Source organism: Cupriavidus sp. USMAHM13, from assembly GCF_001854285.1.
Lineage (GTDB): Bacteria > Pseudomonadota > Gammaproteobacteria > Burkholderiales > Burkholderiaceae > Cupriavidus > Cupriavidus malaysiensis.
This window is the reverse complement of sequence record NZ_CP017752.1, coordinates 1253573-1273012: the sequence shown is the minus strand read 5'-3', so window position 1 is coordinate 1273012 and position 19440 is coordinate 1253573. Positions and strand designations below refer to the sequence as shown.

Annotated in this window: 18 protein-coding genes; 2 read left to right on the top strand and 16 right to left on the bottom strand. The window is 70.0% G+C overall.

Features of this window, described 5'->3' with window-relative positions:
- Positions 1-43: 43 nt before the first annotated feature.
- From BKK81_RS24045 to BKK81_RS24025, 5 genes are all read right to left on the bottom strand, one after another.
- Positions 44-1642: an MFS transporter gene (locus tag BKK81_RS24045; RefSeq protein WP_071018302.1), complete on the bottom strand. Its 1599-nt coding sequence runs from the start codon at positions 1640-1642 to the stop codon at positions 44-46.
- Between the two features lie 269 nt (positions 1643-1911).
- Positions 1912-2736 (bottom strand): hypothetical protein, encoded by an 825-nt coding sequence (locus tag BKK81_RS24040; protein ID WP_071018300.1) that lies wholly within the window; start codon positions 2734-2736, stop codon positions 1912-1914.
- A 16-nt stretch (positions 2737-2752) separates the two neighbouring features.
- Positions 2753-3364, bottom strand: coding sequence for a penicillin-binding protein activator LpoB (gene lpoB / locus BKK81_RS24035; RefSeq protein WP_071018299.1), 612 nt, complete (start codon positions 3362-3364; stop codon positions 2753-2755).
- 54 nt (positions 3365-3418) lie between these two features.
- Positions 3419-3835, bottom strand: coding sequence for a YcfL family protein (locus BKK81_RS24030; RefSeq protein WP_071018297.1), 417 nt, complete (start codon positions 3833-3835; stop codon positions 3419-3421).
- Positions 3836-3941: 106 nt separating this feature from the next.
- Positions 3942-5423 carry a COG3014 family protein gene (locus tag BKK81_RS24025; protein ID WP_071018296.1) on the bottom strand — a complete coding sequence of 494 codons (1482 nt, stop codon included), beginning with the start codon at positions 5421-5423 and terminating at the stop codon, positions 3942-3944.
- A gap of 715 nt (positions 5424-6138) precedes the next feature.
- On the opposite strand from BKK81_RS24025, the gene BKK81_RS24020 reads away from it, so the two are divergent.
- Complete coding sequence (locus BKK81_RS24020; protein ID WP_071018294.1) at positions 6139-6480, top strand: amino acid ABC transporter permease; 342 nt, start codon at positions 6139-6141, stop codon at positions 6478-6480.
- Positions 6481-6695: 215 nt separating this feature from the next.
- Here the strand turns inward: BKK81_RS24020 and BKK81_RS24015 are convergent, their stop codons facing one another.
- The 9 genes from BKK81_RS24015 to BKK81_RS23975 all read right to left on the bottom strand — a co-directional run bounded on the left by BKK81_RS24015 (position 6696) and on the right by BKK81_RS23975 (position 16142).
- The gene (locus BKK81_RS24015) at positions 6696-7634 is read right to left on the bottom strand and encodes an AraC family transcriptional regulator (RefSeq protein WP_071018292.1); all 939 of its coding nucleotides are present in this window, start codon (positions 7632-7634) and stop codon (positions 6696-6698) included.
- 82 nt (positions 7635-7716) lie between these two features.
- Positions 7717-8910, bottom strand: a complete 1194-nt coding sequence (locus BKK81_RS24010; RefSeq protein WP_071018291.1) for an aminotransferase-like domain-containing protein — start codon at positions 8908-8910, stop codon at positions 7717-7719.
- A 336-nt stretch (positions 8911-9246) separates the two neighbouring features.
- Positions 9247-10056 (bottom strand): putative hydro-lyase, encoded by an 810-nt coding sequence (locus tag BKK81_RS24005; RefSeq protein WP_071018290.1) that lies wholly within the window; start codon positions 10054-10056, stop codon positions 9247-9249.
- Positions 10057-10072: 16 nt separating this feature from the next.
- On the bottom strand, positions 10073-11431 hold the full coding sequence (locus tag BKK81_RS24000; RefSeq protein ID WP_083384395.1) for an MFS transporter: 1359 nt from the start codon (positions 11429-11431) through the stop codon (positions 10073-10075).
- A gap of 662 nt (positions 11432-12093) precedes the next feature.
- On the bottom strand, positions 12094-12345 hold the full coding sequence (locus BKK81_RS23995; RefSeq protein WP_083384394.1) for an acetyl-CoA carboxylase biotin carboxyl carrier protein subunit: 252 nt from the start codon (positions 12343-12345) through the stop codon (positions 12094-12096).
- Positions 12346-12392: 47 nt separating this feature from the next.
- Positions 12393-13373 (bottom strand): biotin-dependent carboxyltransferase family protein, encoded by a 981-nt coding sequence (locus tag BKK81_RS23990; RefSeq protein WP_231908207.1) that lies wholly within the window; start codon positions 13371-13373, stop codon positions 12393-12395.
- A complete protein-coding gene (gene pxpB / locus BKK81_RS23985; protein ID WP_071018289.1) occupies positions 13370-14149 on the bottom strand; it encodes a 5-oxoprolinase subunit PxpB in 780 nt (259 codons plus the stop codon). The genes BKK81_RS23990 and pxpB overlap by 4 nt, the downstream gene beginning before the upstream one ends.
- Positions 14146-15558 carry an acetyl-CoA carboxylase biotin carboxylase subunit gene (locus BKK81_RS23980; RefSeq protein WP_071018288.1) on the bottom strand — a complete coding sequence of 471 codons (1413 nt, stop codon included), beginning with the start codon at positions 15556-15558 and terminating at the stop codon, positions 14146-14148. The genes pxpB and BKK81_RS23980 overlap by 4 nt, the downstream gene beginning before the upstream one ends.
- Positions 15559-15707: 149 nt before the next feature.
- Positions 15708-16142 (bottom strand): VOC family protein, encoded by a 435-nt coding sequence (locus BKK81_RS23975; protein WP_071018287.1) that lies wholly within the window; start codon positions 16140-16142, stop codon positions 15708-15710.
- Positions 16143-16322: 180 nt separating this feature from the next.
- On the opposite strand from BKK81_RS23975, the gene BKK81_RS23970 reads away from it, so the two are divergent.
- A complete protein-coding gene (locus BKK81_RS23970) occupies positions 16323-17252 on the top strand; it encodes a LysR family transcriptional regulator (protein ID WP_071018286.1) in 930 nt (309 codons plus the stop codon).
- Between the two features lie 50 nt (positions 17253-17302).
- On the opposite strand, the gene BKK81_RS23965 is transcribed toward BKK81_RS23970, so the two are convergent.
- Positions 17303-18037: a DUF2076 domain-containing protein gene (locus BKK81_RS23965; RefSeq protein WP_071018285.1), complete on the bottom strand. Its 735-nt coding sequence runs from the start codon at positions 18035-18037 to the stop codon at positions 17303-17305.
- 156 nt (positions 18038-18193) lie between these two features.
- Positions 18194-19399 carry an MFS transporter gene (locus tag BKK81_RS23960; RefSeq protein ID WP_071018283.1) on the bottom strand — a complete coding sequence of 402 codons (1206 nt, stop codon included), beginning with the start codon at positions 19397-19399 and terminating at the stop codon, positions 18194-18196.
- Between the last annotated feature and the right edge of the window lie 41 nt (positions 19400-19440).

The window sequence follows — 19440 nt, the reverse complement described above, 5'->3', positions numbered from 1 at the left end:
CCTCCAGGCTTCCGCCTTGATGCTTCGATGCTTCGGTGCCGTGCTATTCGGCAGCCATCGTCGCCTGCTTGACGGCGCGCTCCAGCTTGATCGGCGGCACGCGGCGCGCCAACCAGATGCCGAGGGCGGCTACCACGGCGCCGAGCACCAGCCCGAGATGGATCGCCCCGACCAGCGACAGGCGCGCCTGCTCCAGCAGCAGCGCCCCGTTGTGGCCGGCCTGGTGCAGCTGCGCCAGCAGGCCGGACTGCGCGGCCTTGTCGATCAGCACCTGCGGATCGCCCAGGCGCGGCATCCAGTCGTTCGCTCCAGCGCCGGCAAGCGCCGCGCGCACGCCATCGGCATAGCGGCGGTCGACCAGCGTGCCGATCAGCGCGGTGCCGGCCATGCCGCCCACCATGCGCAGCGACTGCAGCATCGCCGTAGCGATGCCCAGTTGCGTGCGGCCCGCGGTCTGCTGCGCGAACACGGTCAGGTTGGGCATGATGAAGCCCAGGCCGAAGCCGCCCACCAGCATCAGCGCCAGCAGCAGGTGCCGCGACATGTCGCGAGTCGCCTGCGACAGGCCCAGGCAAGCCAGCGCCAGCATGATAAAGCCCGCATACAGCATGGCGTTCGGGTTGCGCACGCGCGTGATGATACGGCCGTTCAGGATACTGCCCACGGTGATGCAGACCACCAGCGGCGTGACCAGCAGGCCGGCCTCCTTCGGCGAGTAGCCGAAGCCGCCCTGGAACAGCAGCGGCGCGTACAGCAGCAGCGAGAACATCGTGAAGCCGACCAGCACCGCCAGCAGGAACAGCGGCGCCAGGCCGGGATTGCGGAACATATCGAGCGGCAGGATCGGATTGGGCGAGCGCCGCTCCCAGTGCCACAACCCCACCAGCGCCGCCACCGCGAGCAGCAGCAGACCGACGGTACCGGCGCCGAAACCGTGGCGCGGCAGCAGTTCCACGCTCAACTGCAGGCTGCCCAGCCCCAGGCCGATCAGCGCCGCGCCCAGCCAGTCCACCCGGATCGGACCCGCATGCGACTGGTGGCGCAGGTGCGGCAGGTAGCGCCAGGCAAAGACCAGGCCCAGCAGGCCGACCGGCAGGTTGACGTAGAACACCGCGCGCCAGCCGTACCACTCGGTCAGCACGCCACCCAGCGACGGCCCGATCGCATTGGCGATGCCGAAGGCCGCGCTCATCATCACCTGCCAGCGCAGGCGCACATGGGAATCCGGAAACAGGTCGGGAATGCAGGCGAAGGCGGTACCCACCAGCATACCGCCGCCGATGCCCTGCAGGGCGCGCGCCAGCACCAGGAAGGGCATGCTGGTGGCCATCCCGCACAGGGCGGACGCGCCGGTGAAGACAATGATGGAGGCCATCACGAAAGGCTTGCGCCCGTAGTAGTCGCCCAGACGGCCGAAGATCGGCACCGTGATCACGGACGCCAGCAGGTAGGCGGTGGCCACCCAGGCGTAGTACTCGAAGCCTTGCAGCTCGGCCACCACGGTCGGCAGCGCCGTGCCGACCACGGTCTGGTCCAGGGCCACCAGCATCACCACGAAGGCGATGCCGAACATCGCCATCAGCGACTCCCAGAAAGGCAGCACCTGGCCGGCCGGGGGTGCCTCGCGTGACGTGATTGTCATTTATTGCGCCATCAATCATTGCGTAGTCAATGATTATAGGACAAGGCGGCAATGTTGCCAGTGCCTTGGATGCGATGGCCCCGCTCCGCCCCGGCAACGGACCGGAGCGGGGCGACGCGCCGGCAGGATGGCGGACGGCCAGGCAGGCTGCGATGCCGCCCTGCCGTCCGGCCGTCGCTCAAGGAACAGGGAAGGCGGTGCGGATCACCGCACCTCGCCGCGGCCCGCCGGCTCTGCGCGGCGGACCGCCCCGCCCGCTGCGGCGCGGCTCAGTCGAACACCTTGACCGCAGGAGCCACGGCTTGGCGCCGGTCGGCACCACGCGCGGCGGCGGACGCCACGCCCGGGTCGCCATCCCCCGCCGTGGCGCGGCCGCCCGCCGCGCCGAACTGCTCATCCAGCTGGCGCACGGCGTCCTCCGCGAGGGAACGCGACACGGCCTGCATGACACGGGCCTTGTTGGGCGTCAGTACGGCGCCGGCGGACCAGATCTTGTTGTCGTTGCCCTCGCCCACCGCGGAGAACGCGGCGCGCACCTCCATCGTGCGGGTATTGATCAGGCTGAACTCGGTGCCCAGTTCCAGGCTGTAGAGCAGCATGGAGTTGCGCGTGCCCTGCACCGGCTGGACATCGTTGCGCCACTCGACGCTGTTGACCACGCCGAACAACACGTAGTCGGCCCCCGCGAAGTCTCCCTTGCGGATGCGCTCGCGCACATTGAACAGCGCCTCCGAAGGCGGGCCGGAGTACGGCTTGCCCTGCACCACGCGCACGGCACGGCCCTTGATCAGCTCGCCCTTGATATCCGCGGTGAAACGGCGCAGCTCGCCATACTCGATCCGCGTCATCTCGCCGCTCGCCTTGACGTAGCCTGACTCCTGCGACGAGGCAAAGGCGGCCCGGCCGCTGCCCGACCAGGCGCTGTCCTGATAGCTGGCGGAGCCGCTGTCACGCGACTTCTGATAGCCGGCCTCGTAGTAGAAGGACTCGCGCACGGTATCCTTGTAGGCAAGGTCCGCCACCGCGATCTTGACTTGCGCGACGGCGCCGGAACAGGCCACGGCGGCCACCACCGCCAGCATGAAACGTAGCATCGGTCTGCTCCCTGCCTCAGCGCGCCGAGGTCTTGCGGATTTCCTTCTCGTCGGCCCACTCCAGCATCCCCGACTCGTTGTCGACCAGGGTCAGGTTGAAGATGTAGTAGACGTCCTTGACGCTCGCGGTGCGCTTGGTGATCGAGGTGATGTTGCCCTCCAGGCGGTACTTGGCCGCCTGCATCTGGCCCATCCTGGCCTTGCCACTGTTCTTGTAGAGGCCGGTCTGGTTCTGGCGCTGCAACTCGTCGAGCTGGCCCTGCATGTCGGTCCCGGCCGTGGTGAAGCGTACGGCGCCGCTCTTGAGCAATTGATTGCGGATCTTCTCGGTAATCGCGCGGGTGTCGATGTATTCACCAGTCTTGTTCCTGACTTCGGCCAGCGTCAGCACAGGGGCTTCGCGCGGTGCCGTGATGGGGCGCGACTGCAGCAGGGAGCGCGTCATCGCCTCGGCGATGGTCTGCAGGTCGGTCGAGCCGAATTCGTTGGTCAGGGTCTCGACTGCCTTGGCATCGCCATACGTGACATTGCCTTCCACGCGCGGGCCGGCGACATTGGCACAGCCGGCCAGCAAGGTGCCGGCGGCGAGCACGGCGGCAAGAGAGGAGGATCGCAGGAGCGGAGTCATGATGCAGGGTTCCTTTTATCGGGTCAGGCTATACAAAGCAAAGGGAAAGCCGGGCTAACGGGCACCCATCGCCGGGGCGGAGTTGTCAACGGCATGCACTTCGATGCGGAAATCGGTAGCGGTGCGGGTCGGCGCCAGCGCCTGGACGCTGACCGATTGCAGGCCGTTCAGCATCAGCGGCTTCCAGGCTTCGTCCTCCCAGACGCTGAACTGGTCCTGGTCCAGCCACTTGACCCGGTAGGCAAGGGACTGGTAGCCGGTCGAGGCGTTGGTGAACTGCACCTGCAGCAGCAGGTGGCCATTGCGCTCGGTGGCGCGCAGCGCGCTCACGCTGACCTGGTTCATCTGGCCCAGCTGCACGACCTTGGAGGCGATGGTCTCGGCATGCGCGGCCGCCAGGGGCACGGCCGGCAGCGTACAGACGGCCACCAGGGCAGCCAGGGGAAAGGCACGGAATATCGGCTTCGTCATAGAGTCGGATACGAATCGAAACGGGAAAAGGAAACGGGAAAAGGGAAAAGGGCCGGCGTGCGCCGGCCCGGATACGGCTGACTGCGCAGCCGTGCGAAGAAACGGCTCACTGCGCCTTGGACACGCTTTTCGCCGTCACCTTGGCCGGACGGTGCGCGACGCGCCGGGACGGCTCGGGCGCGGACGGCGCCGCGGCCACCAGGCCGGAGCCCGGCTGCGACACCAGCGCCGTCAACTGGCTGCCCAGCGGACGCAGCACCACCACCGCGTAGGTGCCGTCCACCTTGACCTCCTGGCGGAGGCTGCCCGGCCCTGCGCCGAACGAGACCGGCACGGTGCCGCTCGGCACCACGGCGCGCGCCAGCGAGATGTTCGCCGGCAGCGTGCGCCACTGCCGCGTATCCGCGTTCTCGTTGATGGCGCCGCCCACGCCGACCGCCAGGCTCATCAGCGATCCGAACGCGCCGCCATTGCGTTGCAGCGCCTCCTGCGCGGCGCCGGAGACGGCCATGCGCACCATGCTGCGTGCCACCATGGCCGGCATCTGGTCCTTCAGCGCGCGCCGCGCCATGGCATCCAGGCTGGTCACCTGGGCAGCCGGCACGGTGCTGTCGCCCACCGTCAGCGAGGCAGGCACGAAGTTGTCGCGCGCGGGACGGATCACCGGATAGGAGGTCGTCAGCAGTTTCACCCCGGCGCCGATCGGCAGCGGCAGCGTGATCTTGACCGAGTCGCGCGCCGGCATGCTGCCGGTCTCGATGATGAACAGCACGTCCGTCTTGCCGGCCGGTACCCGCTTGCCCGCGGCCACGCCTTCCAGCCCCTTCTGCAGCATCGGGATATCCGGGCGCAGCTCGATCGCCTGCCGGTAGCCCGCGGTGGCCAGGCTGGGTTCGCCCAAGGCTTCGAAGACGAAGCCGGCCAGGTAATGCGAGGCCGCGCTCTGGTAGGCATTGCGCAAGCCCGTCACGGCGGGATCGTCGAAGATCTCCACCGGATAACCCTTGATTTCCTTGAGCTGGACTTCGGCGCTCTTGCCGCCCTTCTTCTCCGCCTCGTCCTTGAGGGCCTGTACCTCCTTGTCGCGCAAGGAGGCGATCAGGGCTTCGCGCTCATACATGCGCCGGATTTCCACCCGCGCATCGTCCCAGCGGCCGGCCATCAGCTGGTTCTGCGCCAGGCGCGTGCTGAGCAGGACCTTCTCGTAGTCCTGCCCGTCATAGCGGCTCAGCGATTCGCTCAGCAACAGCGCCCCCAGGTCACCGGCACTCTTGGCCAGCTTGTCGCGGCTTTCGTCCTCCCAGCCCTTGACCTTGTCCGTCGCGGCGAGCCAGGCATCGGTGCTGGCCTGCAGGCTGCCTGGACGCATGCGCATCAATTCGCCGCGTTCCAGGAAATACAGCAGGTCGCGGTCTTCGGGCGCGACGCCCTCATAAGCCTTGTCCTGTGCGGCGATCGCCGCGTCGACGTTGCCCGCGCGGAAGCTGTCGGACGTCGCCGCCACGCGATTGCCGTAGTGCTGCGCGCAGGCGCCGAGCAGCGCTGCGCTGCACACGAGGGCTGTCGTGCGCAAAGTGGCTCCCCACATAGATGTTTCTCCCCAATCCCCGTTTTATGTGTAATGGGACAGGCCATGCGTCGGCCGCCCCTTGCGTTTATCGGCAAGGGGCGGCCTCTCCTTGACCTCCGAGGCCCGCTAAGCCACGGGCAAGCACTGAGGTGGCGACCCGCGAAACCGGTGGCGGCGGAGACCGGGTGGAGCGGGGGATGCGACGGGTGGACGGGGGGGACGGGCGCCGCTGGAATGTCGTTCAAGATGCCGCATACGGCACGGAAACGAGCTTGTCCATGATCGATGGCCCGGGGCCGGGGGAATCTCTGCGGATCCGGGGCGGCACGGCACGCGGTTCCGCCATGCAGGCCGGGGCGTCGGCCGAGGATCGCACCATGCGTGGCGCACGAGGTGCCGTAAAAGGCGCCCCGCCGCATCCGCGCCCGGTATTCTCAGGCCACGCCCGCGCGGCGGCGCCGTTGCCCCTGTGCCGGGCACGGCCAGCGCCACAGTGCGCCGGCAGCCCCGGCAGCCATTTCCGATTGCCGTTCCGATTGCCGCAGCACCACCGCGACCGCGTATTGTCCATGGCAGCAAACAGTGTGTTCAGCCATCTGGTCAGCGGACAGCATTCCTGCGTCAACTCGCCGCTTCCGGCGCACGTTAGCGGAAATGACCGATGTCCGGTCAGCACGTAGTCCCAACGCATTGCGCTGCCAGCAAGGCGGCACCCGACGGAGCCCTCACGATTATGAAGAAGATCGCCATCACCGCTTTTGCCCTTTGCCTGGGCGCTGCCTCGATCGCCGCGCAAGCCCAGACCACCGGCAAGGCCGATCCCTATACCCAGGGCGCCAAGGCCGGCAAGGCCGACCCCTATACCGACGGCGCCAAGATGGGCAAGGCCGACCCGTACACCGATGGTGCCAAGGCCGGCGAGAAGTTCGACCCGTACACCCAGGGCGCCAACAAGAGCACGCGCGCCGACCTGACCAGCAGCAAGGGCAAGGCCTCGCACACGAAGAAGCACAGCAAGAAGGCCGCCCCGGCAGCACCGGCCGCTCCGGCCGCACCCGCTTCCAGCGGCAACTGATCGACGCGGCAGCGGCGGCCACCGCCGCCCTGCCGGCAGACGAAGCCCGGGCACCGCGCCGGCCGCAAGGCCAGGGCGTGGTGCCCGGGCTTTTTTTCATTCTGCGACGAGCCGCCGGCCAGTGTCGTCCTGAGGCCGGCTGGTATCGGCCTGAGGCCTGAGGCCTGGGTCCTGGGTCTTAAGTTCGTGGAAGAATGAACTTGTGATTCAGCGGACTAAGGCCTGGCGACGCGCGGCAGGGCACGCTGCCATGCCACCTGCTCGCGCCAGCCGGCGCGATACGCCGATGGCGCGATGCCGCGGATCTTCTTGAACTGCCTGGAGAACTGCGCGCCGTCGCAGAAGCCGCATGCCGTCGCGATGGCGTCCATCGCGAGTTCGCCCCGCCGCAGCAAGGCGCAGGCAAACTCGATGCGCTTGTGCAGCACGTACTGGTAGGGAGACAGCCCGGTCGCGGCCTTGAACACGCGCGAAAAATGGAAGGGACTGAGGGCCGCCAGCCGCGCCAGCTCTTCCAGTGCGATCGGGCAGGCGATTCGCGCCTCGATGTACTCGTCCAGCCGTTGGATGCGGGCCGCGGTCAATGCGGCCGGGCGCCCGTGGCGGCGGGCGCCGGCGCCACCGTGGCACGTCAGGACATGGGCCGCCACCAGGCGCGCATAGGTCTGGCCGATCAAGGCGCCGTGCGGGTTGCCATCCTGCAGTTCCCGGTCCAGGGTCTCGAACGCGTTCAGCACGAAATGGTCCGGCGCCTCGGCGAACGCCGGCGCCATGGCGATGCGCGCCACGCCGAGTTCGTCGGCCACCTCGCGCAGGGTGTCCTCGGGCAAGGTCATCAGGCACAGGCTGCCGAGCGGACGCACATAACGCACACTGTGCCCGCAACCGCTGGGCACATAGGCGGTCGAGCCACGGCGCTGCACTTCGGTATGGCGCTTGCCGTCGATGCGGCGCTCCGCGATGGAAAGCGGATTGAGCTTGACCATCAGGTAGTGTCCGTCGATGGCATGTTCGGCGGTGTGGAACAGGCTGTCATCGCGGCGCTCGAAGTAGAGATGCGTCCATCCATGCGCCGCACTGCTGCGCACCGGGGCGCTGGCGAACAGCGCGGCGTGGTCTTCCGGCTTGCGGAAATCGAGCTTGCGTACGGTCATCGCCCTGCCCCCCGGTCATTGGCTCCCCATTCTACCGGCGCGGCGGGACCGCTCTCCTCCTGGCCCTCCCCTTCGGCCCGGGTCAGTCGGCGGCGGCATGCAGCATGCCCCCGCCGGCATGGCGCAGCGCCTTGGCCAGGCGTATCGCACCGACTTCGGCCCGCGCTTCGTCGATCGTCGAATAGGACAGGCGCAGCGTGTTGTGCTCGGGGGCAGCGGCAAAGAAAGCGGCGCCGGGCACGAAGATCACGCCGGCGTCGCGCGCTGCCTTCAGGACGCGCGCCGCATCCACCTCCGGGGCGAAGCGCGCCCACAGGAACATGCCGCCCTCCGGCTCGTGGAAGGCGATCGCGGTACCCAGGTGCCGGCGCAGCGCCGACACCAGCGCATCGCGGCGCTGCCGGTACGCGTCGCGCAGCACCGCGAGGCGCGGCGCCAGCCGACCCGCGGCGAGATAGGCGCCGATCAGCCGCTGGGACAGGCTGCAGCTGTGGAGGTCGATGGCCTGCTTGGCCAGCGCGGCCTGCTCGAACAGCGCGGGCGGCAGCACCATCCAGCCGACCCGCAGCCCGGGCGACAGGATCTTGGAGAACGAGGACAGATACAGCGTGCGCGCTTGCGCCGGCGTGCCGGCGGCGAGCGCCTGGATGCTGGCCACCGGGCTTCCCGACAGCCGCAGTTCGCCGTAGGGATCGTCTTCGATCAGGTAGGTGCCGGTGCGCGCCGCCAGCCGGACCAGCTGTTGCCGGCGCGCCAGGCTGAGGGTGCGTCCGCCCGGGTTGCCGAAGTTCGGCACCACATAGACCGCCTTGACCGGATGGCGCGATACGTAGGCCTCGATCCAATCGACGTCGATGCCCTGCTCGTCCGACGGCACGGAAACGATGTCGGCCTCGGCCAGCGCGAAGGCCTGCAGCGCCGCCAGGTAGGAAGGGCGCTCCACCAGCACGGTGTCGCCCGGATTCAGCAGCACGCGCGCCGCCAGGTCGAGTCCCTGCTGCGAGCCGGAGGTGACCAGGATGCCGTCCGCCGCGGCCTCGATGCCGCGCTGTTGCAGCAGTTGCGCGATCTGCTCGCGCAAGGCGGCCTCACCCTCGGTCAGGCCGTACTGGAAGGCACCCGCGGCATCCGGCGCCAGGGCCGCGGCCAGCGCCTCGTGCAGCCCCTCGGTATCGAACAGGTCCGGCGCCGGGATGCCCCCGGCCAGCGAGATCATGCCGGGCATCTTGCTGTACTTCAGCAGGTCGCGCACCGCGGAACTCTGTACGCGGGCCATGCGCGTGGCGAAGTGGAACGGCGATGCCGGTGACGGAGACGCCAGCGCTGCGCCGTTCGCAAGCGTTGTCGGCAGGGGCAGGGGCAGGGGCAGGGAAGCGATGCCGGTTTCGAGAGTTCGCGCAGTATCCATGGAGTCGGCCGCCGGCTGATCGCCGCGATGATGAGCGCGCCCGCGGAGCGGAAGAGACCGCTGCGCGGGCGCTGGTGCGACGAGTGTAGAGCGCGCCAGACCGGGTACGTGAGAGCGCAACCTGCGGGATTTGTGCTTTCCTGCGCTTTTTTTCGCGCCGGCAAGGCACGGCCCGGAGCGCCACCCGGCGCCCCGGGCCGCCCCTCACAACACCCGCACCGCCTCGATCGGCGTATCCCCCACCAGCATATGGCCCGGAGCATGCGTGATGCACAGCGGCAGGCGCGCCTCGATGGCGGCGGCCTGCGGCGTCACGCCGCAGCCCCAGAACACCGGCACTTCGCCCGGCAGGATCGCGGTGGGCTCGCCTTCGTCCGGCACGCCCACGTCGGCGATGCCGAGCGCGGCGGCATCGCCGACCTGCACGGGCGCGCCGTGCGCCCCCGGCAGCCCGGCGCAGATGCGCGCGGCGAGGGCGGCCTGCGCCGGCGTGTACGGGCGCATCGACACCACCATGGGGCCGCGGAACGGGCCCACGGGCACGGTCTGCAGGCGGGTGCGGTACATCGGCACCACCTTGCCCTCGTCGACATGGCGCACGGCCAGGCCGGCGGCCTGCAGTGCATGCTCGAAGGACAGCGAGCAACCCAGCACGAAACCGACGAAGTCGTCGCGCCACAACGCCGTGATGTCTTCGCATTCCCCGGCGAGCACGCCGTCGCGCCAGACGCGGTAGCGCGGCACGTCGGTGCGCAGGTCGACGTCCTCGCCCAGCACCGGCACCAGGGGCGAGCCGGGCTCGGTCATGCCGATCAGCGGGCACGGCACCGGGTTGGCACGGCAGTAGCCGAGGAAATCGTCGGCCCAGCGGCGCGGCAGGATCATCAGGTTGCCTTGCACGCGCCCCGGCGCCATGCCGGCGGTGTGGCCGCGCCAGGCGCCGCGCCGGATGGCGGCGCGCACGGCGGCGGGATCGTCGGCCCAGGCGGGCAGCGCGGCGGGAACATTGCGCATGGTCGTGGGCCCCTTCTCAGTCGAGCGCCTTGCGCGCGGTTTCCTTGACGCCCAGCAGCGCCAGCAGGCTGATGGCCGCCCCGCCCATCAGCAGGTAGGCCGGGCTCAGCAGGTTGCCGGTGGCGCCAATCAGCGCAGTGGCCACGTAGGGCGTCACGCCGCCGCCCAGGATGGCGCCGAGGTTGAAGCTGAAGGCCATGCCGGAATAGCGCACGCGGGTGGGAAACTGCTCGGCATAGGTGGGATAGCCGACCGACTGCACGATGGGCATCGGCAGCGCCACCACCAGCATGGCGAGGAAGGCGAGGCCGATATTGTGCTGGTCCATCAGCATCATCATCGGCACCACCAGCACGGTATAGGCGAGGAAGCCGATGGCCAGCACCTTGCGGCGGCCGAGCCGGTCGGACAGTCCGCCCCAGAACGGCATCAGCATCGCCATCGCCAGGCTGACGAAGGCCATGATCCAGTACACGGTGGCCTTGTCGTACTTCAGGTAGGTGGTCAGGTAGATGTTCATGAAGACCAGGCCGACCCAGTAGCCGACGTTCTGGCCGAAGGACAGCAGCAGCACCTTGACCACGGCCGGCATGTGCTGGCCGAACACTTCCTTGAGCGGCGCCTTGGGCGGCTCGCTGTGCTGCTGGAACTGCTGGAACGCCACCGATTCCTCCACGCGCTTGCGCACCAGCGACGACACCAGCACCATCGGGATCGCGGTCAGGAAGGGAATGCGCCAGCCCCACTCGCTCATGGCCTCGCTGCCCAGCATGGAGGTGGTCAGCCCGCACACGGTGGCGGCCAGCGCGCCGCCCACCGCCACGCCCACCGGCGTGAAGGCACCGAAGAAGCCGCGCCGGCCCGCCGGCGCCGACTCGGCCACGTAAGCGGCCGCGCCCGTCACCTCGCCGCCGGCGAAGAAGCCCTGCACCAGGCGGATCAGCAGCAGCAGCAGCGGCGCCGCCAGGCCGGCACTGGCGGCCACCGGCAGCAGGCCGATGGCGCCGGTGGCCACGCCCATGCCGATCACGGTGACCAGCAGCACGGTGCGGCGGCCGACGCGGTCGCCCAGCCGGCCCAGCACGATGCCGCCGATGGGCCGCATCAGGAAGGCGCTGCCGAACACCGCCAGGATCGCCAGCAAGGACGCGGTAGCATTGTCGCCGGGGAAGAACAGCGGTCCGATGGTGGAGGCGAGATAGCCGTAGACGCCGAACTCGTAGTATTCGATGGCGGTACCGGCGGCGGCGGCCAGGGCCGCCTTGCGCGCGACGGCGATGTCGCCTGCGGGCCTGGCCGCGGCGGCGGCGGTGGCCGCGGCGGCCGCTTCGGCCGCGTCAGGGAGCGGCAGCGTGGAGGTGGGGGCGTTGGACATGATGACGTTTCCTGAAGCAGGGTGAAAGAGGCCACGCCGGCTGCCGGCGGCAGCCTGCGGGAACCAGGGTCAGCACATGAATACCTGGCGCGCTGGCCGAGGAAATCCCGCGGGTGCGCACCTGTTGTTGGAGAGGGAGGCCCTATTTTCTCCAGGCTTCCCGCACTGCATTCACTACCGTTATGCACGCGTCGTGCTTTTGTTTTTTATTCAGCAACAAGCGTGCCAGTCGATTTGCCCGATAAAAACGCCGGAAAAATCGCGCAGCAGGGCCTGGCCATCGATGGCCATCCATTGCAGAGTCTCCCATTGCCCTGCTGCACCAGATTGAATCCTTCACTACGCGCCGCCGTCCGCCGGCGGGCATGGCCTGCACCATCCTTGCGTGCCGCCAGCCCAGCCTCATCACCGCCGCGCTGCGCTAAACCATTGTTCCTGCTGAACTTCCGGGAACACGGCAGGCATCGGAGCAGTGGTGCCGGCGATAGTCCGGCGATAGTCCAGCGATAGGCGGACGGCCGGCATGCCACGGCCACTGCGCCAACGCCGCGGCACGCCCGAAGGCATGCCGCGGCGCGCGGCGGCCGGGCCCCGCAGGGCCGGCCGACTGTTTTCCAAGCAGATACGGAAAATGGCGGGATATTATTCATCCCACGCCGAAGTTAATCGGCAGGAATATAGAAAGCCAATACCTGCCCTTCCTCGACCAGTTCCCCCTCGGTCACTCGATATTCGACGACATAACCGTCGGCCGGCGCTTCGACCGGAATTTCCATCTTCATCGATTCGATAATCACCAGGGTCGCGTCGCGCGCCTGCGCGGCGCCGGGTGCGGCGATGATCTTCCACAAGGTGCCGGCGGTCTCGGCCACGATGGGCACCGCGTCGGCTTGGCGTTGGTCCGGGTCTGGCATGGGGGCGTCTTCTTTTGTGCGGTTGAGGAAGGGGTGGAAGGCCGGGCTCAGTCCCGGGCGGCTTCCAGCGCGGCGAAGGCGGCATCCTGCAGCAGCGCCAGGCGCTGCGCGTACGCCAGTTCCACCAGCGCGAAGCGCACTGTCTCACCGGGCATGCGCTGCGCCAGGCGCGGCAGGTCGACCGCGATCACATGGCCGATCTTGGGATAGCCACCGGTGGTCTGGCGGTCGGCCATCAGGACGATGGGCTGGCCGTCGGGCGGGACCTGGATGGTGCCGAAGCCCACCGCCTCCGACTGCAGTTCCAGCGGCGCGCCCAGCGGCAGCGCCGGTCCTTCCAGGCGGTAGCCCATGCGGTCCGACCGGGCGCCGATGCGGAAGGCTCCGCCGGTGAAGGCGGCGTGCGCATCGGCGTGGAAATGCCGCCACTCGCGGCCGGCCACCACGCGGATCGGGGCATCCGGCGCGCTCTCCGGCTCGGACGAAAACAGGCTGCCGCCGGACGGCAGCACCGGCAGCCGGGTGTGCGGCGCGCGCAGGGCGATCACGTCGCCCTTGCGCAAGGGCTTGCCCTGCACGCCGCCGTAGCCACCGCGCACGAAGGTGCTGTGGCTGCCCATCACGGCCTCCAGCGCGAAGCCGCCGCCGACCGCCAGGTAGGCGCGCAGGCCGCGCCGGCGCTTGCCGAAGGCCAGCGTGGCGCCGGCCGGCACCACGCGCGCCTGCGCGCTCGGCAGTGGCTCGCCGTCGATGGTGGCCTCGAGATCGGCACCGCACACCGCGACCGTGGCCGCGGTGTGGAAACGCAGGGCCGGCCCCATCAAGGTGACCTCCAGCGTGGCGCAGGACGCGGCATTGCCCACGAGCGCATTGGCCAGCCGGTGCGCGCGCTCGTCCATGGCGCCGTTGGCCGGCACGCCGAGCTGCTGGAAGCCGTGGCGGCCGAGGTCCTGGAACGTGCTCAGCGCACCGGGCTTGAGCACCTCGATGGCGGCCGCGCCGGCGCGGGCTTGCATGGCGTCGCTCATCGGCCGCCTCCTTGGCTGGCGGCATGCGCCGCGGCCATGTCATCGAACTGCGCGGCCGAGACCGGCACGAAGCGCACGCGGTCGCCCGCGTCGAGCAGGCAGGGCCGGGTCCGGTGCGGATCGAACAGCGGCAGCGGCGTGCGGCCGATCAGGTTCCAGCCGCCCGGCAGCACCATCGGGTAGATCACCGACTGGCGGTTGGCCAACCCGATCGAGCCGGCCGGCACGGCGGTGCGCGGCGTGGCGCGCCGCGGCGGCGCCAGGCGCGCATCGAAGCGGCCCACATAGGGGTGGCCCGGGGCGAAGCCCAGCATCAGCACGTCGACCGGCTCGGCACTGTGCAGCGCCACCACCTCGTCGGGCGCCAGCCCGCACAGGGTGGCCACCTCTTCGAGGTCGGGACCGTGCTCGCCGCCGTAGCAGACCGGCAGCTCGACCACGCGCGCGGCGGCGGCCGACAGGTCCAGCGGCGCCGCCAGCAGCGCCGCCAGCGCCTCGCCCAGCGCCTGGTAGGGCGGCAATGCCGTGCTGGCGCCGGCCACCTCGGCCGGGTGATAGTGGATGCCGACGGTGCTCAGCGCGGGCACCACGTCGCGCACGCCGGGCAGCGCCGCCGCGCCGATGCGGGCGGCGGCCGCGCAGGCGCTGCGGTTGGCGGCAGCCAGCGCCTCGGCGCCCTGCCCCGCGTCGAACACCAGCATCAGCAGGCGATCCCCCGAGGGCTCGATGCACCAGGGCACCGGCGCGTCGGACGCGCTCGTGGCTGCCGCACTCACGGCTGCACCCCGGCAAGCACGGCTGCGGCCGGCACCGCGGCCGGGGCGGCGCTGTCGCCCACCAGCGCGGCCATCTCGCGCGCCACGAAACCGGTGTCGGCACGGCCCGCGCGGAAGTCCGCATGCGCCAGCACGCGGCCGAGGAAGTCAGCGTTGTGGCGGATGCCGGCGATGCGCGCGTGCGCCAGCGCGTCCAGCATGGCCAGGCGGGCGGCCTCGCGGTCATCGCCACGCGTGATCAGCTTGGCGATCATCGGGTCGTAGTAAGGCGTGATGATGTCGCCCTCGCGCACGCCGGTGTCGACACGCAGGCCGGGCATGGCCGGCAGCGCGAAGCATTCCAGCCGGCCCGGCGACGGCATGAAATGGCGCGCGGGGTTCTCGGCATAGAGGCGGCACTCGATGGCGGCGCCATGGCGGCGGATGTCCGCCTGCGCCACCCGCGCCAGCGTGCCGGCGGCAAGGCGGATCTGCGCCTGCACCAGGTCCCAGCCGGTGACCGCCTCGGTCACGCCATGCTCGACCTGGATGCGTGTGTTCATTTCGAGGAAGAAGAACTCGCCGCTATCGGCGTCGAGAATGAACTCGACGGTGCCGGCGCCGCTGTAGCGCTGCGACGCCGCCAGCGCCACCGCGGCGGCGCTCATGCGGGCCAGCACCTCGGCCGGCAGGCCCGGCGCCGGGCTTTCCTCGATGATCTTCTGGAAGCGGCGCTGTACCGAGCACTCGCGCTCGAACAGGTGCACCGCCGTGCCGTCGCCATAGCCGAACACCTGCACTTCGATATGGCGCGCGCGCGCCACGTAGCGCTCCAGGTAGACGCTGCCGTCGCCGAAGGCCTTGAGCGCCAGCGCCTGGGTGGAGGCCACGGTGGCCGCCAGCGTGGCCGGCCCGTCGACGCGCTTCATGCCGATGCCGCCACCACCGCCGGCGGCCTTGACCAGCAGCGGATAGCCCACCTGCGCGGCGGACGCCTCCAGTCCGTCGAGCTGCTCCGGCAGGAAGCGGGGGCTGCCCGGCAGCACCGGCACCCCGCAGGACTGCGCGATCTCGCGGGCGCGCTTCTTGTCGCCCATGTTCTCGATCGACTCGACCGAGGGACCGATCCAGCGCATGCCAGCCGCCTGGGCCGCCTGGGCAAAGGCCGTGTTCTCAGAGAGGAAGCCATAACCCGGATGCACGCCGTCGGCGCCGTGCGCCGCGCCGGCCGCCAGCACCGCCTCGGCGCGCAGATAGCTTCGGGCCGCCGGCGACGGCCCGATCGGCACGGCCACATCGGCCATCTGGCAGTGCAGCGCACCGGCATCGGCCTCGGAATACACGGCCACCGTCTCGATGCCGAGCGCCTGCGCGGCGCGGATGATGCGACAGGCAATCTCGCCGCGGTTGGCTACCAGGATTCTTCGCATAACAAACTCTGACTGCGTGGGGGCGAACGCGCGGCGCTGCAAGCGCTCGCCGCGCGGGTTGCCGGCCTGGGGCCGGTCGTCTGGATATGCAGCGTCCGCCCGCGCGGCGGCGGGCGGATGGGCGCGGGCGGGCCGCGCCGGGTGCCGGCTTACTTGGCGAACAGCGAGGCGATGTTGGCGAAGGCCTTCAGTTCCAGCGCATTGCCCGACGGGTCCAGGAAGAACATGGTGGCCTGCTCGCCGACTTCGCCCTTGAAGCGGATGTGCGGCTCGATGATGAACTGCAGGCCGGCGGCCTTGAGCTTGTCGGCGGCTGCTTCCCATTGCGCCATCGACAGCACCACGCCGAAGTGGCGCACCGGCACGGCATCGCCGTCGACCGCGCTGGTCTTGCGGTGGCCGCACTCTTCCGGCGCCAGGTGGGCGACGATCTGGTGGCCATAGAAATTGAAGTCGACCCAGTCCTCGGCGCTGCGGCCTTCCGAGCAGCCCAGCAGGTCGCCGTAGAACTCACGGGCGCTGGCGATGCTGTGGACCGGGAAGGCCAGGTGGAACGGGGGCAGGACGGCAGTGGATTCGCTCATGGTGGACAGGCTCTCGCAATCGGTGCGGTTCGGTTGTGGGGTCGGGCGGCCCGCCTCGCCTTGGCTGTCTCGGCAGTCGGTGCGAGGTGGGCCGCCACTGAGATGCAGTCTATGCATGACGAATCATGATGAAAAGCGATATATTTTTGACCTTAGCACCACCAAAATTGATGAATCACCATGCTGCGAGAACTGCGCACCTTGATCGCCGTGGCCCGCCACGGCACCTTCGCCGGCGCGGGGGCCCGCATCGGCCTGACCCAGTCGGCGGTCAGCGCCCAGATCCACCGGCTCGAAGAGGAACTGGGCTTCCCGCTGTTCGACCGGACCGGACGCTCGGCCCGGCTCAATGCCTCCGGCCGCGAAACGCTGGCCCTGGCCGAGGAACTGATCACGCTGTATGACCGCCTGGGCCACCAGGGCCTGGCCGCCCAGGGCAACGCCATGGTGCGCATCGGCGCCATCGCCTCGGCGCAGGCCACCTTCCTGGCCGATGCCATCGCCCGCTTCCGCGCCGAGCTGCCCGCATGCCGCATCCGCGTGGTGCCCGGCGTCTCGCTCAACCTGCTCGGCCAGGTCGATGCCGGCGAAGTCGACATCGCGGTGATGATCCGCCCGCCCTATGCGCTGCCGGCCGAGCTGGAATGGCGCTCCCTGCTGCGCGAGCCCTTTGTGCTGCTGGCGCCGGCCGCGCTGGCCGGGCGCGGCTGGCGCGAGGTGGTCGAGAGCGAGCCCTTCATCCGCTACGACCGCGGCTCGTTCGGCGGACGCCTGGTCGACCAGTTCCTGCGCCAGCAGCGGCTGGCCGTGCAGGAGGCCATCGAACTGGACGAACTGGAAGGCATTGCGCAACTGGTGGCGCGCGGACTTGGCGTCGCGCTGCTGCCGCGCACACTGGCGGGCGGCCATTGGCCGGCGCAAGTGGTGGCGCTGCCGCTGGGGGATGAGACCTTCTACCGGGAGGTCGGACTGGTCGAGCGCGCGCGCCACAGCCGGCAGCCGGTGGCAAGCCGGCTCGCCGAACATATCGGGGCGGCGGCGCAGATGCTGGTGGAGGGGCAGGAGAAGGCGGCGCGCGTGCGCGGCCGCCGGCGCGCGGACGGACCATGACGGTCCGTGACGGCCGCGCGCAGGGCGCCGCCGGAACCGCCGCCGCGGACTCAGACGATGGACGAGTCGTCGTTCAGGAAATCGTCGTTATCGAGGCCGGCATCGAGGCCGGAATCGAGGCCGGAATCGAGGAAGCTGCCGTCCGATGCCCGCTCGCGCGCGTCGAAGGCGCTGCCGCCATCACCGTTGTCGTAGTAGTTGTTGACGACCGTGGTTTCGGCCGGCATCGAACCCAGCGCCGGCTGGCCGAAGAAACCGCCGCCGCCGCTGTTGCGGTGAAACAGGTTCTCGAGGCCCTGGAACAGGAAGGCACCTCCGGCCACGCCCGCGGCAGTGCTGGCGATGCTGCCGAGTGCGCCGCCCAGGCCGCCGCCGAGGAAGCCGGGCCGGGCCGGCTGCGGCACGGATTGCGGCATCGGTTGCTGCATGGACGGCGGCATCGGCTGCGGCGCGGGCTGCATCGAGGCCGGCATGGCGGCGGGCGGCACCGCGCGACCGGCGCTGTTGCCCCAGGCGCTGTCCCCATCGAGGAAGTGGCTGCCACCGTTGACCTGCGCTGCCTGCGCTGCCTGCAACTGGCTCTGCAGCGTGGCGATCTGCGCCTTGGCCGAGGCCAGCGCATGGTCCAGCAGCATGGCGCGCTGGACCAGCAGGTAGGCCGCGTCCGGCTGCCGCGCGGCCGCGTCGGCGATGCGCGCTTCGGCCTGCGCGTCCTTGGTGCCGGTGTTGGCCTGCACCAGCTGGGTCAGGAAGGTGTCCAGGGCCTGCATTTCTTGGGGGGTCATGCTCTCTCCCGTCGGAGTGGTTCAGTACGCCCACAGTCTATGGACCGAGTCTTAAGCGGAAATTAAGAAGGTGCCGGGCGCAACCACGCCAGCCGGCTGGCGCCGGCGCCTGGCTCGCCGCAAACCCGTGGCGGCCGGGGCCGGCAGCCGCCGGCTTCAGTGCGTGGCGACAACCTCGCCCGTGCCATCATGGACCGGCAGGCCGGCGCGCCGGTCGAGGCGCCCGCTCAGCGTGGTCAGGGCCAGCGCGCCCAGCGTGACGAGCCCCGCCAGCCACGGCGTGGTGCCGAGGCCCAGGTGGTCGACGATCAGCCCGCCGGCCCAGGCGCCACCCGCCACGCCGAGGTTGAAGGCGGCGATATTGAAGCCCGCGGCCACGTCGGCAGCCTGCGGCGCGACCGCCCTCGCCTGGCGCACCACATAGAGCTGCAGCCCGGGCACATTGCCGAAGGCCACCGCGCCCCAGGCCAGCACCGTCAGCGCCGCCGCCCAGCGGTAGTGCGCGGTGACACCCAGCACCAGCAGCACCACGGCGAGCAGCAGGAAGATGCGCTGCAGCGCCGGTACCGGGCCCAGCCGGTCGGCCAGGCGGCCGCCCCAGACGTTGCCCAGCGCCACCGAGACGCCGTAGGCGACCAGCACCAGGCTGACCTGGCCCGGGGTGAAACCGGCCAGCTCCTGCAGGATTGGGGCGAGGAAGGTGAAGGCGATCAGCGAGCCGCCGTAGCCGGTCGCCGTCATGGCATAGACCAGCAGCAGGCGCGGCCGCGCCAGCACCTCGAGCTGCTGGCGCAGCGGCGCGGGAGCGGCCTGGGCGATGTTGCCCGGCACGAACAGCAGGCTGCCCAGCAGCGCCACCACGCCGAAGCCGGCCACCACCAGGAAGGTCGCGCGCCAGCCGAAATGCTGGCCGATGAAGGTGCCCAGCGGAATGCCGGCGACGAAGGCCACCGTCATGCCGCTGAACATGGTGGCGATGGCGCGGGCGGCCCGCTCGCGCGGCACCAGGGTGGTGGCGATCACCGAGCCGATCGAGAAGAACACGCCGTGCGCCAGGCCGGTCAGCACGCGCGCGGCGACCAGCACGCCGTAGCCGGGCGCCAGCCAGGCCAGCAGATTGCCCAGCGTGAACAAGACCATCAAGCCGGCCAGCAAGGTCTTGCGCGGCACGCGGGCGGTCAGCGCGGTCAGCACCGGCGCGCCCACGGCGACGCTCAGCGCGTACAGGCTGACCAGCAGTCCGGCCGATGGCAGGCGGATACCGAGGTCGGTGGCGATGGTGGGAATCAGGCCGACGATGACGAATTCCGTCGTGCCGATAGCAAAAGCGCTGAGGGTCAGCGCAAGCAGGGCGAGAGGCATGGTGGACTGGGTCCGGTGGTCACGATGGACCGCAGTCTGCC